This window comes from Candidatus Rokuibacteriota bacterium (assembly GCA_016209385.1).
Classification (GTDB): domain Bacteria; phylum Methylomirabilota; class Methylomirabilia; order Rokubacteriales; family CSP1-6; genus JACQWB01.
This window is the reverse complement of sequence record JACQWB010000254.1, coordinates 1-17,208: the sequence shown is the minus strand read 5'-3', so window position 1 is coordinate 17,208 and position 17,208 is coordinate 1. Positions and strand designations below refer to the sequence as shown.

The 17,208-nt window shown below is 68.6% G+C and carries 12 protein-coding genes and 1 pseudogene; 10 read left to right on the top strand and 3 right to left on the bottom strand.

Annotation, left to right across the window (positions count from 1 at the left end; all coding sequences use genetic code 11):
- Positions 1–130: 130 nt before the first annotated feature.
- Genes HY726_18960 through glgX form a run of 3 tightly spaced genes read right to left on the bottom strand, consistent with a single transcriptional unit; the run spans position 131 to position 4,391 of the window.
- Entirely contained in the window at positions 131–1,132 is a 1,002-nt protein-coding gene (locus HY726_18960) for an ATP-grasp domain-containing protein (protein MBI4611073.1), read from the bottom strand.
- Positions 1,095–2,195: a putative zinc-binding metallopeptidase gene (locus HY726_18955; protein ID MBI4611072.1), complete on the bottom strand. Its 1,101-nt coding sequence runs from the start codon at positions 2,193–2,195 to the stop codon at positions 1,095–1,097. The genes HY726_18960 and HY726_18955 overlap by 38 nt, the downstream gene beginning before the upstream one ends.
- Before the next feature lie 30 nt (positions 2,196–2,225).
- Positions 2,226–4,391 carry a glycogen debranching protein GlgX gene (gene glgX / locus HY726_18950; protein MBI4611071.1) on the bottom strand — a complete coding sequence of 722 codons (2,166 nt, stop codon included), beginning with the start codon at positions 4,389–4,391 and terminating at the stop codon, positions 2,226–2,228.
- 347 nt (positions 4,392–4,738) lie between these two features.
- Here glgX and HY726_18945 point away from each other — a divergent pair, with 347 nt between their 5' ends.
- The 10 genes and pseudogenes from HY726_18945 to HY726_18900 form a co-directional block, all read left to right on the top strand.
- Positions 4,739–5,671 carry a mechanosensitive ion channel family protein gene (locus tag HY726_18945; GenBank protein ID MBI4611070.1) on the top strand — a complete coding sequence of 311 codons (933 nt, stop codon included), beginning with the start codon at positions 4,739–4,741 and terminating at the stop codon, positions 5,669–5,671.
- A gap of 91 nt (positions 5,672–5,762) precedes the next feature.
- A pseudogene (treZ, locus tag HY726_18940) lies at positions 5,763–7,576 on the top strand (malto-oligosyltrehalose trehalohydrolase).
- A gap of 269 nt (positions 7,577–7,845) precedes the next feature.
- Positions 7,846–8,298, top strand: coding sequence for a hypothetical protein (locus HY726_18935; protein MBI4611069.1), 453 nt, complete (start codon positions 7,846–7,848; stop codon positions 8,296–8,298).
- Positions 8,299–8,327: 29 nt separating this feature from the next.
- Complete coding sequence (treY, locus tag HY726_18930; protein ID MBI4611068.1) at positions 8,328–11,348, top strand: malto-oligosyltrehalose synthase; 3,021 nt, start codon at positions 8,328–8,330, stop codon at positions 11,346–11,348.
- A gap of 336 nt (positions 11,349–11,684) precedes the next feature.
- A complete protein-coding gene (locus tag HY726_18925; protein ID MBI4611067.1) occupies positions 11,685–12,179 on the top strand; it encodes a response regulator in 495 nt (164 codons plus the stop codon).
- 60 nt (positions 12,180–12,239) lie between these two features.
- Entirely contained in the window at positions 12,240–13,040 is an 801-nt protein-coding gene (gene otsB / locus HY726_18920; protein ID MBI4611066.1) for a trehalose-phosphatase, read from the top strand.
- Between the two features lie 4 nt (positions 13,041–13,044).
- Positions 13,045–14,253 carry a glycosyl transferase gene (locus HY726_18915; GenBank protein MBI4611065.1) on the top strand — a complete coding sequence of 403 codons (1,209 nt, stop codon included), beginning with the start codon at positions 13,045–13,047 and terminating at the stop codon, positions 14,251–14,253.
- 28 nt (positions 14,254–14,281) lie between these two features.
- Entirely contained in the window at positions 14,282–15,121 is an 840-nt protein-coding gene (locus tag HY726_18910) for an HAD-IIB family hydrolase (GenBank protein MBI4611064.1), read from the top strand.
- Positions 15,118–16,389 (top strand): glycosyltransferase, encoded by a 1,272-nt coding sequence (locus HY726_18905; protein MBI4611063.1) that lies wholly within the window; start codon positions 15,118–15,120, stop codon positions 16,387–16,389. The genes HY726_18910 and HY726_18905 overlap by 4 nt, the downstream gene beginning before the upstream one ends.
- Positions 16,386–17,208: hypothetical protein (locus HY726_18900; GenBank protein MBI4611062.1), on the top strand; the 823-nt coding region annotated here is incomplete at its 3' end. The genes HY726_18905 and HY726_18900, both read left to right, overlap by 4 nt.

Here is a 17,208-nt window from a genome sequence, read left to right as displayed (position 1 = left end):
CCTCGCCTCGTGGCTCTCCTCGCCTGCGGCTCGTCGGCAGCCCCTCGGCTCGAACCACCAAAACTGGGGGAGGTCTCGGAGGGGGCCCGGGTACCCACGCCGAAGGCGTGCGTGTCCCCCTCCGATTGTCCTACGGCCGGGAACGGTAGCGGGTCAGGGCGAGATCGACGATCGCGAGGATCGTCGCGGGGTGAGTCCGGCCCGAGCCACGGGCGCCCTTGATGAACTCGGCCCCGGATTGGAGGTACGGGTTGGGGTTGGCCTCGATCAGATAGACCTTGTGATCCGGGGTGAGCCGGAAATCGACGCGGGCATAGTCGCGGAGGAGGAGGGCCTGGAACGCGGTGAGCGCGGCGGCCTGCATCGCTTTAACCACCTGAACCGGGAGGTCGTCCGGGATCCGGAACCGGCTCCCGCGATAGGCGCGAGTCCCCTCCTGCCACTTGACCTCGAGGCCGGCGATCCGCGGCGTCCCCTTCGGCAGGTGGGAAAGGTCGAGCTCCACCGGCGGGAACGCCTCCGGCCGGGCGTTGCCGATCACGCCCACGGAGAACTCCCGCCCGTCGATGTACTGCTCGATGAGCACCGGGTGGTCGAAGTCGGCGTGGAGCTCGTCGATGCGCTCCATCAGCTCCTTGATGCTCCCGGCCACCGCGCTGAAGTCGATCCCGATCGACCCGTCCTCCCGGAGCGGCTTGACGATGACGGGGAAGTCGATGTCGTGGGCCCAGTCCAGCCGCCCCCGGAAGACCGTGGCGAACTTCGGCGTCCTGACCCCGTGGAACGCGAGCACCTTCTTGGTCAGCGCCTTGTCCATGGCGAGCGCGAGCCCGCGAGGGCCGGAGCCGGTATAGCGTAAGCCGAGGAGGTCGTAGTAGGCGGCCACGTGGGGCTCCTTGGTGTCGTCGTCGCCGAAGGCCTCCACGAGGTTGAAAATGAGGTCCGGCTCCACGCCGGCGAGGCGTTTCAGGCACCCGGGCCGGCCATCCACCACCACGGAGAGCGTGCGGTGGCCAGCGCGCCGCAGGACCTCGGCGATCTCCTGGGCGTCGCTCTTGCGCCGGAGCGCCTTTCCCCGCGCCGGCGGCGCGTCCTCAGGCCCGCGGGCGATGGCGATCCGCAGCCTGGTCATCGTCGGTGCGTCGGGCGGGGCTGGGCTTCGGAGCCCCGCCGATGGGCTGTCGCACCCGGGGCACGAAGCTCCCGCGGGTGAGGTAGTTCATGCTGAGGGTGGTCGCGTAGGTCGTGAGTTCGACCAGCGCCGTGCGCTCCGCCTTGGTCTCCACGTAGAGGCCGATCCGCTCGGCGGCCTCTTCGATGCTGTCCACCAGCGCCCGCACGACGCTCCGGCGGACCCCCGTCCAGTACTCGATCTTGTTGATCAGGGCGCCTCGGTACTCGCGGATCATCTCCCACGCCGGCTGGATCCCTTTCGCGCGGCGTCCCCTGCGGAAGAAGAGATCGGGCAGATCGTTCTCGAGCGCCACCTCCACGGGAGCCCGTTCGGGCTGGTTGGTCCGGAAGAACTCTTCCACGGTCATGTCCATCTCCTCCACCGTGATGTCGGCGGAGGCCAGGCGCACCGGCGGCTCGGTGTCTCCCACGGCGCGCGCCATCCGGTCCACGTAGCGCAGCTTCCGCATGGCCGGCCAGCCACGGTATCGCACCCGCCACCGGGAGCGGGGAGTCAGCCAGACGGCGAAGGTTTCGGCGAAGTCTTCGTCAGGGTGCTTCTGCGCGTACCACCCCTCGATGTGGCGCACGAAGCTGCGGTCGAAAGGGACGGGCCGGTACCCCTCGCGGTAGGGCCGATTGAACGGGCCGAAGAGCTCCCGCCACTCGGCGGTCTCGTAGAGCTTGTACGCGTAGTTGAAGGCGTGACCGGCCTCATGGCGGAGGTACATGCGGATCTCGCGCTCGCCCTCCAGGTCGTCGATCTCCTTTTCGAGTCGGGCCAGCTTGGGGTCGGCGAGGTAGAACGGAATGCCGACGATCGGCTCCCCCGAAGGGCATCCCCACTCGTCGGTCAGGTAGCAGGGCGGCCGGAAGTGCCGGAGCCCCTTCCGCTCCAGCTCCCGGTAGAGCACCTTCACGTAGCGCTCGACGGGCGAGCCCTCGAGCTTGAGCCCAAGCTGGCTGATCCGCTGGGGCAGCAGAGCCCGGACGTCCGGGGGCGTGCTTTCAAAGCCGCGCATGGCCGTCCCGCGCCGTTCCCCGCTCCCGGCTCAACGCTCCGGGGCCGCGCGCCCCGCAACCGGGATCGTCGACCGTCCCAGTCTGAGCACCGCCACGGAGCGTCCCTCCAGTTTGCAGGACTCGCCGCCCCGGAGCGAGCGCTGGCGCCGCCGGCCGCGAACCGTGCCGGTGTCCAGCGCGGGCTCCCACCGCACGCCCCGCCGGTGGGCGGGAAGGACGAAGGGGAGGGGCTCGTGGTGCGCGTTCAGGAGAATCAGCAGCGTGTCGTCCACGATCGGGTTCCCCCGCGCATCCACTTCTTCGATGCCGTCTCCGGACAGTCGCAGCCCGAGACAGCGCGTGTGCGGGTTGTTCCAGTCCTCCTCGGTCATCTCCTTGCCGTCCGGCCGGAACCAGGAGAGATCCTTCACCTCGGAGCCCCGGATCCGCCGCCCGTAGAAGAACTGGCGGCGCTGCAGGACCGGGTGCCGCCGCCGCAGCGCGATCAGCGAGCGGACGAACTCCAGGAGTTCCCGGCGGGGTCGGTCGAGCTTCCAGTCGAACCAGCTGATCTCGTTGTCCTGGCAGTAGGCGTTGTTGTTTCCCTGCTGCGTCCGCCCGATCTCGTCCCCGCCGCAGAGCATCGGCACCCCCTGGGAGAGGAGCAGGGTCGCCAGGAAGTTCCGCTTCTGCCGCTCCCGGAGCGCGCGGATCGCCGGGTCGTCGGTGGGCCCCTCCACGCCGCAGTTCCAGCTCAGGTTGCTGTCGCTGCCGTCCTGGTTCTCCTCGCCGTTGACCTCGTTGTGCTTCTGGTTGTAGCTTGCCAGGTCGTGGAGCGTGAACCCGTCGTGGGCCGTGACGAAGTTGATGCTGGCAAACGGCCGCCGCCCGCCCCGGCCGTAGAGGTCGCTCGATCCCGTCAACCGGTAGCCGAGCGCGGCGGCCTGTCCATCGTCGCCGCGCCAAAATCGGCGGACCGTGTCGCGGTACTGGTCGTTCCATTCAGCCCAGAGGACGGGGAAGTTGCCGACCTGATAGCCGCCCTCCCCTAGGTCCCAGGGCTCGGCGATCAGCTTCACCTGAGAGATGACCGGGTCCTGATGGATGATGTCGAAGAAGGCCCCCAGCCGATCCACGTCGTGCAGCTCCCGCGCCAGGGCGGCCGCCAGGTCGAAGCGGAAGCCGTCCACGTGCATCTCGAGCACCCAGTAGCGCAGGCTGTCCATGATGAGCTGGAGCGTGCGGGGATGCGTCATGTTGAGCGTGTTCCCGCAGCCCGTGTAGTCCACGTAGTAGCGCCGGTCCTCCGGCGCAAGGCGGTAGTAGCTGGCGTTGTCGAGGCCGCGGAAGCACAGAGTGGGTCCCAGGTGGTTGCCTTCGCCGGTATGGTTGTAGACGACGTCCAGGATCACCTCGATTCGCGCTTCGTGAAGCGCCCGGACCATCGTCTTGAACTCGTTCACCTGCTCTCCCAGCCCGTTGCCGGCGGCATAGCGCACGTCCGGCGCGAAGAAGCCGATCGAATTGTACCCCCAGTAGTTGGTCAGGCCCCGCTCGCCCAGGTGCTTGTCGGCCACGAACTGGTGGATCGGCAGCAGCTCCACGGCCGTAATCCCGAGCGAGAGGAGATAGTCGATGACGGCCGGCGAGGCGAGGCCGGCGTAGGTCCCCCGGAGATGCTTCGGGACGTCCGGATGGCGCGCGGTGAGCCCCTTGACATGGACCTCGTAGATGATCGTCTCGTTCCAGTGGGTCCGCGGGGGCCGGTCGTCTCCCCAGGTGAACGCGGGGTCGATGACCACGGACTTGGGGATGCTGGCGGCGCTGTCCCGGTCATCGCGGCTCAGGTCGCCATCGGGGTGCCCGACTTCGTAGCCATAGAGCGCATCGCTCCACCGGACCGTCCGGTCGATGGCTTTCGCGTACGGATCGAGCAGGAGTTTCGCCGGGTTGAAGCGATAGCCGGTGGCAGGATCGTAGGGCCCGTGGACCCGGTAGCCGTAGCGCCGGCCGGGGCGGATCTCCGGCAGGTAGACGTGCCAGACCTGGTTCGTGCGTTGCGTCATCGTGATCCGGGCCACCTCTTCGTTTCCGCCAGGGCCGTCGAACAGGCACAGCTCCACCCCCGTGGCGTGCTCTGAGAAGAGCCCGAAGTTCACCCCGGACCCATCCCACGTGGCGCCGAGGGGGTAGGGGTTACCCGGCCACGTTCTCATCGTCACGATCTCGTCAAGCGTGCGGACTGCCCGGCCCCGGGTCGGACGCGGGTCGGCCAGCGTGAAAAGTTTGAGGATCACCCGGCGAACGCGGGACGAGGAGTCGGCCGTACGGCACGCTGCCAGTTCCCCCCTTGCCGCCTATTATATCTCCGCGTCGATCATGGGGGCGGGGGGCTCCGCGCCGGCGGCGCCGGGGAATCCGAAGGGGCTCGCGTGGCTCGCCGGGCGCGACGCCATCGTGTAGGATCGAATGCGAGCGGTGCGCTTGACGCCCACGAACTGGTCCCGAACCGGTCGCGGCGGCAACGTCGCCGGAGATCCCGCATCCGCGAAAGGAGGCATCTATGGCCTGGCTCTCGATGGAAGCGCTCACCCCGCTCCTGCTCTCGCTCGCGGCGTCCATCGCCCAGTCCGGATTGCGCATCGCCGTGGTCGTCGTCGCCGGCTACGTCGGCGCGCGCTTCGTCCGGGTCGCCTTGACCCGCTTGGAGGCCCTGCTGGTCAAGGCGGGTGAGGCGACCGAGACCGTCCCGGGCGCGACGCGCAAGCGGGTGACGACCCTGACGGGCCTGATCCGGACGCTCGGCCTGGTGGTCATCTGGACGGTGGTCGGAGTCATCGCGCTCGCTCAGCTCGGGCTCGACATCACCCCGATTCTCGCCGGTGCCGGGATCGCCGGCCTGGCCGTCGGGTTCGGCGCGCAGAACCTCGTCCGGGACGTCATCAGCGGGTTCTTCCTGGTGCTCGAGAACCAGGTGCGCGTCGGCGACGTCGCCATCGTCAACGGGACGGGCGGCCTCGTCGAGGCTATCACGTTCCGAACCGTCGTGCTGCGGGATCTGCGCGGCGTCGTCCATGTCTTTCCTCACGGCACCGTCAACACGCTTTCCAACATGACGAAGGGGTGGTCCGCCTACGTGATCGACGTCGGGGTCGCGTACAAGGAGGACACGGACCGGGTCGTCGAGGTCATGCGGCGGGTCGCCGAAGAGCTGCGTCAGGACCCGGCCTACGCGCCGATGATCCTGGAACCGATGGAGGTTTTCGGCGTTGACAACTTTGGCGAATCGGAAGTCACCATCAAGGCGCGCTTCAAAACGCAGCCCCTCCAGCAGTGGGCGGTCGGGCGCGAGTACCGGCGGCGGCTGAAGAAGGCGTTCGATGCGGAGGGGATCGAGATTCCGTTCCCGCACCGGTCGATCTACGTGGGCGAGGTGAGCAAGCCGTTCCCGGTCCTCATGAAGGAGGCGGACGCAGGCCGGGGCGCGAGGGGGTGAGTCCCCGTCCGCGGCCCACACTGCGCCCCCCCAGGGGCCGGGACCACGGCAAGAGAGGGCAGGGAGAACGCCGGTGAAGGCCGGGCACGCCATGCCGTTCGGCGCGGAGGTACGCCGGGGCGAAGGCATCCGGTTTCAGCTCTGGGCGCCGGCGGCCCGGCGCGTCGATCTCTGTCTGGACGCCCGCGGGGCTCCGATCCCCATGGCGCTGGACGGCGAGGGTTGGGCTCGCGTCATAACGGAGCAGGCGGGCCACGGGACACGATACCGGTACCGGGTCGACGGGACCCTCCTCGTGCCGGACCCTGCGTCGCGCTTTCAGCCCGAGGACGTCCACGGCCCGAGCGAGGTCGTCGATCCAGAACGCTTCGAGTGGACCGACGCGGGCTGGCAGGGGCTCTCGTGGGAGGAGATGGTCTTCTACGAGCTCCATGTCGGCACCTTCACGCCGGAGGGGACCTTCGAGGCGGCGCGCGGACGGCTGGATTATCTGGCTGACCTCGGGATCACCGCGATCGAGCTGATGCCCCTGGCCGACTTTCCGGGGCGATGGAACTGGGGGTACGACGGCGTCTTGCCGTTCGCCCCGGACAGCCGCTACGGTCGGCCCGAGGAGCTCAAGGCGTTCGTGCAGGCTTGCCACGCGCGCCGATTGGCGGTGTTCCTGGACGTGGTCTGCAACCACTTCGGTCCGGAGGGAAACTACCTGCCGGCGTATGCGCCCCAGTTCTTCAGCGCCCGCCACCGGACGCCGTGGGGGGACGCGATCAACTTCGACGGCCCGGGCAGCCGCACGGTGCGGGCCTTCTTCCGCGAGAACGCGCTCTTCTGGCTCGAGGAGTATCGCTTCGACGGCCTCCGCCTCGACGCCGCCCACGCCATCCGCGACGATTCGCCCGTCCACATTCTCGACGAGCTCGCCCGGGCCGTCCGCGCGGGGCCGGGTGCCTCGCGACGGGTGCACCTCGTGCTCGAGAACGACGGCAACGAGGCGCGCTACCTGCGCCCGGACCCGACCGGCCGGCGCCTCTACGCGGCCCAGTGGAACGACGATATCCACCATGCGCTCCATATCCTGACCACAGGGGAGCGGGACGGCTACTACTGCGACTACCGCGATCCTATCGCCGCCCTCGGGCGGTGCCTGACTGAGGGCTTCGCCTACCAGGGCGAGCACTCCGCGTACCGGGGTCGCGCGCGTGGGGAGCCGAGCGCCGACCTCCCGCTCACGGCCTTTGTCTCGTTCCTGCAAAACCACGACGCGATCGGCAACCGCGCCTTCGGCGAACGGCTGAGCGCTCTCGCGTCCCCGGCCGCCGTTCGTGCCGTCACCGCCGTGCTCCTCCTGGCACCGTCCCCTCCGCTCCTGTTCATGGGTCAGGAGTGGAACGCCGTCGAGCCGTTCCTCTTCTTCTGCGACTTCGGTCCCGACCTCGCCCCAAAGGTCGTCGAGGGGCGGCGCCAGGAGTTCGCGCGCTTCCCGGCTTTCAGCCATCCGACGCGTCGTGCGGAGATCCCCGATCCCCAGGACGAGGCCACGGTCCGGCGCTCCACCATCCGGTGGGAAGCGCCGACGCTGGCGGCGCACCGTGAGTGGCTCGACTGGGTCCGGGGCCTGCTGCATCTACGACGCGAGAGATCGTTCCCCGCCTGAGAGACGTTGAGCTCATCCGGGGTCGGGCCACGCCCCTCGGGCGAAGCGGCCTCGCGGTGGAGTGGTCGCTCGGCGCGGGCGCGGCGCTGAGGCTCATCGCCAACCTGGGACCGTCCGGGCTTCCCGCCCGGGTTCCATGGCGGTCGCGAGGACGATGCCTGGTGGGTTTCCCGACGTTCCCGGGGTCGAACGCGCCGCTGGAACCCTGGCAGGTCGCGTACTACCTGAGCGAGGGCTCCGCAGCGCCGTGACGGCTCCGCCGCGTCGCGTCTCCGGGGATGTGCCGTGCCAGCCGCCGGTCGCTCTGAGGCATGTCACGCTGTCGCCGCGGGCGACAGAATGTCTCCAGCCGCGCGCCACGGAATGCCACACTTCGCCAATGGCGCGTCGCAACTTGCCGCTCGCTTTTTAAAAAAAGTCGTTCTACGCTGGCCGGCGCGGGCCCTGGCATTGACATTGCTGCTCGTGCCCTCACCGGTCCGAACGCGCCTGTAAGCGCTTGCCGGGTTTGATAATGCGGATGACGATGGTAGACTCATACTGGCGCGCCCACATGGATCTGCTGGGCGAGGAGCCGCGCTTCGACCTCGACAACCGCCACTGGCCCATCCTGACCGGCCCCTACCAGGGGCCACCTGCCCGCATCGTCGAGGGCGAGTTCGAGAACGCGGAGATCGGCGCGGGGTCGCTGGTCAAGCGCGCCACGGTACGCAACTCGATCCTCGGCCGGGGCGTGTGGGTGAACGAGGGGGCGGTGGTCGAGGACTCCATCCTCATGGACTTCACCGCGGTCGGGAAGGGTGCCCATCTCCGCCGGGTGATCGTGGACCGCTTCAACATCGTCGGCGCGGGGCAGGAGATCGGTCTGGATCCAGCGGCGGACCGGCAGCGCTACCACGTGGATGCCCCCGGCCTTGTGGTGATCCCGCGGGGCGGCCGGCGCGAGTTCCTCTGGAGCATGGAGGAGCCGTGAGCGGGGGTCCGGAGTCGACCGTGAACGGGATCTTCGAGCGGTTCGATCGGGACCCCGGCGCGTTCAGGCGCATCCCGGTCTCGACGTACCGGATCCAGCTCGACCGGGCCTTCGCGTTCAAGGACGTCCAGGCCGTGGTTCCCTATCTCGCGGAGCTGGGCCTCACCGACTGCTATCTCTCTCCGTTCCTCCTGCCCAGCTCGGAGCACTCCCACGGCTACGACGTCGCCGACCACGGCTGGCTCAACCCCGCGCTTGGCACCGAAGCGGACTATCTGGAGCTCAGCGACACCCTCCGCGCCCACGGGATGGGCCAGCTCATCGACGTGGTCCCCAATCACATGGGGATCTCCGGCAACCGCAACGCCTGGTGGCTGGACGTGCTCGAGAACGGCCCCGCCTCTCCCTACGCCTCCTTCTTCGACATCGATTGGGACCCCCTGAAGCCCGAGCTGAAGAACAAGGTCCTCCTGCCCATTCTCGGGGACCAGTACGGTCGGGCCCTGGAGAACCAGGAGCTTGTCCTCGAGTTTCGGGACGGGGCGTTCGCGATCCGCTACCACGACACGGTCCTGCCCATCGCGCCACGCACGTACACCCAGATCCTGCGCCTTGGGCTCAGCGAGCTGGAGGCCCGTCTGGGCAAAGACCACCCCCGCCTGCTCGAGCTCCAGAGCATCATGACAGCGCTCTCGCATCTCCCCCCCCAGACGGAGACGGACCCCGACCGACTGGCGGAGCGCAACCGGGAGAAGCAGGTCATCAAGCGCCGCCTGCACACGCTGGGCTGCGAGTCGCCCGAGGTGAAGTCGTTCATCGAGGACAACGTCCAGCTCTTCAACGGCACGCCGGAGCAGCCGGAGAACTTCGATCGGCTGGACGATCTGTTGAGCGCCCAGGCCTACCGCCTGGCCTTCTGGCGCGTGGCGGCCGACGAGATCAACTATCGCCGCTTCTTTGATATCAACGAGCTGGCGGCCATCCGGATGGAGGAGCCGGCGGTCTTCGAGGAGGCGCACCGGCTCATCTTCCGTCTGATCCGGGAGGGGCATGTCACCGGCCTCCGCATCGACCACCCGGACGGCCTCTACGCTCCCGCGCAGTACTTCAACACCCTGCAGCGCCGGTGCTTCCTCGAGACGGCGCGCCGCCTCCGGGGCCCCGCGGACAGCGGGAACGGCTGGGAGGAGGGCGTGCGGGCAGAACTCGACCGGCGCCTGGCCGAGGATGCCGCCTCGCCCCTCGCGCGGTCCTTCTACATCGTCGCGGAAAAGATCCTGACCGGCGACGAGCGGTTGCCGGGGAGCTGGCCCGTCTACGGGACGACCGGCTACGAATTTCTCAACAGGCTGAACGGGATTTTCGTGGACACGGCCGGTGAGCGGCCGTTGGACGAGACCTACGCGCGGTTCATCGGCGCGAAGCGAAGCTTCCGGGATCTGATTTACGAGGCGAAGAAGCTCATCACCGAGACGACCATGTCGAGCGAGATCACGATCCTCGGGCACCGGCTCGCCCGGATTTCCGAGAAGCACCGGGCGTCGCGCGACTTCACCGACAGGACGCTGGGTGACGCGTTGCGCGAGATCATTGCGTGTTTCCCCGTCTATCGGACCTACATCGGCGAGGAGGGGTTCGAGGTCGCCGAGCGGGACCGGCGGTACGTGGATGAGGCGGTCGCCGCGGCCAAGCGGTGGAACCCCACGGTGAGCGGCTCGGTCTTCGACTTCATCCGGGACGTACTCCGCCTGAGGTACCCCGAGGCGAGGAGCGAGGCCGACCGTATCGAGCAGCTGACGTTCGTGATGAAGTTCCAGCAGCTCACCGCCCCCGTCACGGCCAAAGGGCTCGAGGACACGGCACTGTACCGATATAACCGGCTGGTGTCGCTCAACGAGGTAGGCGGAAGCCCCGATCGCTTCGGCATCCCGGTCGGAGAATTTCACGAGCGGAACGGCGAGCGCCAGGCCCGATGGCCCGGGTCTCTCTCGGCCACGTCCACCCACGACACCAAGCGCAGCGAGGATGTCCGCGCCCGCATCAACGTCCTGTCCGAGATTCCTCGCGAGTGGCGCCTCCGCGTCCACCGATGGCACCGGCGCAACAGGGCGAAGAAGAACCTCGTGGATGGCCAGCCCGCGCCCGACCCAAACGAGGAGTACTTGCTCTACCAGACGCTCCTCGGCGCCTGGCCGGTCGAGCCGATCTCGGCGGCGGAGTACGCCGAGTTCACCGAGCGAATCCAGCGGTACATGTTGAAAGCCCTTCGCGAGGCCAAGGTGCACGTCAGCTGGGTCAACCCCCACGCGGAGTACGACGCGGCCGTGCGCCGCTTCGTGGCGGCGATTCTGGATCGCTCGCGGCGAAACCGCTTTCTCGACGATTTCCTCCCGTTCCAGCAGAAGATCGCGAGCTGGGGGATGTACAGCTCGCTCTCCCAGACCCTCCTCAAGCTGGTCGCCCCGGGCGTTCCCGACCTCTACCAGGGGACTGAGATCTGGGATCTGAGTCTGGTGGATCCCGACAACCGGCGGGCCGTGGACTACGCGCGGCGCCGACAGTTACTGGCGGAGCTCACCCGCGAGGTCGCGGCGGCTGGGCCCAACCTCGCGTCCCTGGCGCGCGACCTGACGAAGACGAAGGAGGACGGCCGGATCAAGCTCTACCTGATCCACCGGGTCCTGACCTACCGGCGGGAACGGGTCCGGCTCTTTCTGGAGGGCGCCTACCTGCCACTGGAGGCCGCGGGCCCCTCGCGCGAGCACGTCTGCGCCTTCGCCCGCGGGAGCGCGTCGGAGAGGGTGGTGGCCGTGGCGCCGCGCTTCCTGGCGCGGCTCAAGCTGGAGGGGCCGCCGGTGGGCAAAGAGGTCTGGGGCGAGAGCTGGGTGGCGCTTCCCGAGGACGCGCCGGGGCACCGGTACCGGAACCTGTTCACCGGCGAGGTCGTGGAGGTCGCGGAACGCGCCGGGCGCGCGGCCTTGGCCCTCGCCGCCGTCCTCGCCAGCTTTCCCGTCGCACTGCTGGAGCGGCAGCCGGAGAACCGCCCATGAGCCAGCCCCCCGACGGAGGGGGCCCGGGTACACGCCGGAGGTGTGGGTGTCCCCCGCCCATTGTCCGAGGCCCGCGACCCGCGAGAACTGATCTCCGTTCTTGACGATCACGTCTCGCGCCTGCCGATCGTCCCACGGGTGGACCACGGAGCCCGTTCTACTTCCGCTTGAGTTCACCCCGCCGACGCGGACACGTCATCCTGTCGCGCCAACGACATCCTGTCGCCCGCGGCTGACGGAACACCGCGCGCGTCCCATCTGCCGCAGCGGAAGCTCCTGCGGCGCTTGGGATTTTCGCTCGGCTTATCGAGCTCCAACTGGTATCGAGGTTGCAGGATGCCTTCACCGGAGCGGACACGGGGGATGCGCGTGGAAGACCCGAAGGGGGAGAAGGCGCCGGCGACCCTGCTGATCGTGGAGGATGACCCGGAGATGCGGGCGGTCCTGAAAGACTTCTTGGAGCGCGAGGGCCACCGCGTGATCCCCGAGGCGAGCGGGGAACGCGCCATTGCGGCCGTGGAGTCGGAGCGAATCGACGCCGTGATCCTGGACAAGGAGATGCCCGGGATGAGCGGGCTGGACTTTCTCTCATTCGTTCGGCACCGTTTTCCCGGTACGCCCGTGATCCTCATCACGGCCTTCGGCGGCTCCCGCGTGGCTGAGGAGGCATTCCGCCGGGGTGCCGCCGGCTACCTGGAGAAGCCGTTCCGCGTCGCCGATCTCCTGCGGGCGGTCCGGGGCGTCATCGAGGCGGGGCACGCCCGTTCTTCCCCGCGCGGCGTGGAGCCGTCACGCTGCCAGCCCGGCGGCCACTCGGGGATCGCGTCATGAGCGGGAGCGGCCGGGCCCGGCGTGGACAGATCTGAGAGTGGACGGGAAGGATGGGCGACCGTGAAGGATCTCGCGCGCATCTTCGCCGAGCTGACCGACCCGCTGGCCGCAGGGGCGACCCTGCTGTTGTTGAGCGACTACGACGGGACGCTTACCCCCCTGGTGGCGGATCCGGCGGCGGCCGGGCTCGCCCGCGAGGTGCGTGATGACCTTCGCCTGCTCGCGGGCTCTCCCGTGGTTCGCGTCGGCATCCTCTCGGGCCGGGCCCTCGATGACATCCGCGCCCGGGTCGGCGTGCCGGAGATCATCTACGCGGGCTGCCACGGCCTCGAGATCGAAGGGCCGGGGCTTGCCTTCCGGCACCCCGGGGCCGAGGCTCTGCGCTGGATGCTCGCCGCCATCGCCGAGGCGCTCCGGATCCGGGCGGCCTCGATCCCGGGTGTCCGCGTGGAAGCCAAGGGGCTGGCCGTCGCCGTTCACTACCGGAACGTGGCGCCGGCGGCGCTGGCGAGGCTGGAGATCCTGTTCGAGCGCGTGATTCACCCGCGGCGGAGCAAGCTCAGGCTCTTCCGGGGGAAGAAAGTGATCGAGATCCTGCCGCGCGTCGGCTGGAACAAAGGGGAGTGCGGCCTCTGGATCCGCGACCGTATCTGTCCCACCGTGCCATCGGACGTGGCGATCCTCTACATGGGCGATGACCGGACCGACGAGGTCGCCTTCGACGTGCTCTCGGGCAAGGCCACCACGGTGCGGGTGGGACCCGGCCCAAGCCTGTCAGCGGCGAAGTACCGGCTCCCGGATGTGCCGGACGTCCATCGACTGCTCTCGGCCCTGGCCGCGGAGGTCAGAGGGAGGAGGTAGCCCCATGAGCGATTTCCATCAATCAGGTGTCATCACCACCCTGCACAAGCTCGGCCCTCCGAACCTGGAAACCCTGGAGGCGGAGCTGGAGAAGGTGGCCGGGATCCGGCCCGTCGCGCTGGTGCTCCCGTGCCTCTACTCGGAGCTGGAGACCCCGGCCATGCCGCGCATCGCCGAGGAGATCAGGCAGGTCCGCTACCTCAAGGAGGTGGTCGTCGCCCTGGCCCGGGCCAACGAGGAGCAGTTCGCCCAGGCCAGGGAGTTCTTCGCCACGCTCCCCCAGAAATCGACCCTGATCTGGATCGACGGCTCGCGGGTGCAGGGGCTCCTCCGGGAGATGGAAGAGAAGGGGCTCACCGTGGGCCCCGACGGCAAGGGACGCTCCGCCTGGCTCGCCTACGGCTACGTCCTGGGGAAGGCCGAGTGCGATGTCATCGCGCTCCACGACTCCGATATCGCCTCCTACGGGCGGGATCTCCTGGCCCGGCTCGTGTACCCAGTCGCCAACCCGAAGCTCGGCTTCGAGTTCTGCAAAGGCTACTACAGCCGCGTGACCGATCGGCTCCACGGTCGAGCGACCCGGCTCCTGGTCACGCCGCTCCTCCGGGCCCTCCAGCGGATGGTGGGGCATCAACCCTTCCTCACCTTCATGGACTCCTTCCGTTATCCGCTTGCCGGCGAGTTCGCCATGATCGCCGACCTCGCCCGGGCCAACCGGATTCCGGGGGACTGGGGGCTGGAGGTCGGCGTCCTCGCAGAGGTCTACCGGAATGTGGCCCCCGGGCGAGTCTGCCAGTCCGACCTCTCCGACGCCTACGAGCACAAGCACCAGGCGCTCTCGGCGGAAGACCCCAAGAAAGGGCTCATGCGGATGGCGGTGGACATCACCAAATCCGTCCTCCGTACGCTCGCCGAGGAAGGACTTCCGATCTCGGACGGGCTGCTGAAGAGCCTGCCCGTCACGTACCTGCGCACGGCCCGCGACGTCATGGTCCGCTACCAGGACGACGCGTCCATCAACAGCCTGGCCTTCGACCAGCACGAGGAGGGTCAGGCCGTGGAAGCCTTCGCCCGCGCGGTGCGCCTGGCCTCCGATGAGTATCTGGCCGATCCCGTCGGTCTGCCGTTGATCCCGAATTGGAACCGGGTCCTCGCCGCGATGCCGGACATCTTCGAGCGGCTGCTCGCAGCCGCCGAGAAGGACAACGGGTAAACGTGCTGACCGGTGGGGGTGTTGTCTGATGCCTGACCGCGCGCTGGTGATCTTCAGCGATCTGGACGGTTGCCTCCTGGACCGGAAGACGTACGACTTCGAAGAGGCGCGGCCTGCGCTGGACCTGCTCGAGCGGGAGCGGATCCCGGTGGTCCTCAGCTCGTCCAAGACGCAAGCGGAGGTAGAATTTCACCGGGACATCCTTGGCCTCTCCGATCCCTTCGTCGTGGAAAATGGAGGTGCCATCCTGATCCCGAAGGGGTACTTTCCCTTCTCGCATGCGTTCACCCGCACGACCGGGGTGTACCAACGGGTGGAGTTCGGCGTCTCCTACGAGCGCCTCGTCGAGAGCCTCCGCGAACTGCAGTGGGCCAGCGGCCTTCGGCTCCGCGGCTTCTCCGAGATGGGCGTGAAAGAGGTAGCTTTTCTCACGGGACTCGACGTGGAGGCGGCCCGCCGGGCCAAGGCCCGCCAGTACGACGAGCCCTTTATCGCTGACCTCGGTCCCGCGGAGGTCGAGCGCCTGGAGCCCGAGGTGAGGCGCCGGGGGTTAGTGCTGACGCGCGGCGGGCGCTTCTATCACCTGACGGGCCGGCACAGCAAGGGGCTGGCGGTGGACTTCCTGGTCCGACTCTACCGCTCGGCCTCCCCCGGTCTCGTCACGGTGGGCCTCGGCGATGGGGAGCACGACGTCTCCATGCTTCAGCGCGTCGACATCCCGGTGGTGATTCCCCGCGAGCCCTTCTGCATCGAGCCCGCCTTCGAGGGGCGGTCGTGGACGGTGGCCCCCGCTCCCGGGCCGGCGGGCTGGGCCGCGGCCGTCACGGCCATCGTCACCGGGGAGTCGGCGGCCCTGGGGCGGTCGTGAGCGAGGCCCCTTCGCTCCCCGGGCACGTTGAGTCCCAGCTCGGCGAGATCGGTCGGGCCGACCTGCTGGTCGGGATCCCGAGCTACAACAACGCCGGCACCATCGGGCACGTCGTCCGCGCCGCCGCGGCGGGGCTCGCCAAGTACTTCCCCGGGATGAAGGCGGTCATCGTCAACTCTGACGGCGGCTCCACCGACGGGACGCAGGAGATCGTGGCCCGGGCAGAGCTGGCGGATCTGGCAACGATCCTCGTCTCCCATCCGACAACCACGATCGCCAAGATCGTGACGCCCTATCACGGGATCCCCGGTAAGGGGAGCGCCTTCCGCGCCATCTTTCGGATCGCCGACAGCCTGGACGTCCGAGCCTGCGCCGTGGTGGATTCGGACCTCCGGTCCATTATGCCCGGGTGGTTCGAACTGCTCCTCCGCCCGATCGTGGAGAACCACTTCGACTATGTGGCCCCGCTCTATCAGCGGCACAAGTTTGACGGGACGATCACCAACAGTATCGTGTACCCGCTCACGCGGGCGCTCTACGGCAAGCGAATCCGTCAGCCCATTGGGGGCGAGTTCGGGTTCTCGTGCGACCTGGCCCGGGTCTTTCTCGACAAGCCGGTCTGGGAGACAGACGTCGCGCGCTTCGGCATCGACATCTGGATGACCACGACGGCCGTCGCGGAGGGCTTCCGGGTCTGCCAGGCGTACCTGGGAGCCAAGATCCACGACGCAAAGGATCCGGGCGGCGACCTGACGGCGATGATGACTCAGGTGGTGGGCTCGTGCTTCGACCTCCTCGAGACCTATGAACCGGTATGGTCGCTGGTTCGTGGATCGCAGGCGGTGCCGCTCTTCGGCTTCCCCCATGCGGTCGGGGTGGAGCCGATTCAGGTGAATGTGGAGCGGATGCTCGCCATCTTCGCCCAGGGACTGGAGGACCTTGAGGAGCTTTGGGGGAAGATCATGCCTGGCCCGTTGCTCGAGACCCTGCGGGCCGCCGCCCGGGCCCCGGCGGGGGCCTTCCGCCTCGAGGACACGCTCTGGGCGGAGGTCCTGTACCGTTTTGCTCTGGCCCACCACCGGCGGGTCTTTCCTCGGGAGCACCTGCTCCGGTCGCTGGTCCCGCTCTATCTGGGCCGTACCGCGTCCTTCGTGCTCGAGACCGTGGACGCAGGACCCGAAGAGGTGGAAGCACGGATCGAGGCGCTCGCGTTGACCTTCGAGGATGCCAAACCCCTTCTCGAGGAGGAATGGAGGCGGTCGCCATGACGGACTTCTGGCAGGATCTTGTTTGGACCGCGATCCGGGGCATGGGGGCCAAACTGATGGCGCTCCTTCCGGGTCTGCTCGCCATGCTGACGCTCTTGGCCCTGGGCGCGCTCGTCGGGTGGGGGGTCCGCGTGGTTCTGACGCGGCTGGCCCGCGCCGTGGACTTCGATCGCCGGAGCGAGGCCTGGGGACTGAGAGGGGCCCTGATGCGGGCCGGGATCGGCCGTGCTCCCTCGGAGGTTTTCGGCCTGATCATGTTCTGGGGGACCTTTGCCGTGTTCGCGAGCATGGCGATCGACACCGTGTTGCCGGCGACGCCGGGAGCCACCGGGATCATCCTGGTCCAGCTGATCCCGCGCCTCTTGGCCGGGGTCCTGATCCTGGTGGTAGGCTGGCTCGTTGCCAACTTCCTCGGCCAGGGGGTGCTCATCGCCGCGGTCAATGCCGGGGTTCCGGAGGCGCGGCTCCTGGCGCGTGCGGCGCGCTGGGGTGTGCTGCTCTTCACGGTTGCCACCACGCTGACCCAGCTCGGCATCGGGAAGGAGATGGTGCTGGTCGCGTTCGGGATCACGTTCGGCGGGCTCATCTTCGCGCTCGCCCTGGCCTTCGGCCTGGGCGGCCGGAGCCTGGCCCGGGAGATCCTCGAGCGCCGACTGCGACGGGAGCAAGAGCCGCACCCCCGCGAGACGCACACCCACATATATATAATCGGTGGGGGCCTCGACGGCCCCCTCCGAGGCCTCCCCCAGCAATGGTGGTTCGCGCCGTGGGGCTGCCGCCGAGCCGCAGGCGAGGAGAGCCACGAGGCGAGGCCCGAGT

Coding starts and splice junctions, on each gene's coding strand:
- HY726_18960 (MBI4611073.1), bottom strand. CDS start 1,132: ATGACCAGGCTGCGGATCGCCATCGCCCGCGGGCCTGAGGACGCGCCG.
- HY726_18925 (MBI4611067.1), top strand. CDS start 11,685: ATGCCTTCACCGGAGCGGACACGGGGGATGCGCGTGGAAGACCCGAAG.
- HY726_18955 (MBI4611072.1), bottom strand. CDS start 2,195: ATGCGCGGCTTTGAAAGCACGCCCCCGGACGTCCGGGCTCTGCTGCCC.
- HY726_18935 (MBI4611069.1), top strand. CDS start 7,846: ATGACGATGGTAGACTCATACTGGCGCGCCCACATGGATCTGCTGGGC.
- glgX (MBI4611071.1), bottom strand. CDS start 4,391: ATGAGAACGTGGCCGGGTAACCCCTACCCCCTCGGCGCCACGTGGGAT.
- HY726_18910 (MBI4611064.1), top strand. CDS start 14,282: ATGCCTGACCGCGCGCTGGTGATCTTCAGCGATCTGGACGGTTGCCTC.
- HY726_18945 (MBI4611070.1), top strand. CDS start 4,739: ATGGCCTGGCTCTCGATGGAAGCGCTCACCCCGCTCCTGCTCTCGCTC.
- HY726_18915 (MBI4611065.1), top strand. CDS start 13,045: ATGAGCGATTTCCATCAATCAGGTGTCATCACCACCCTGCACAAGCTC.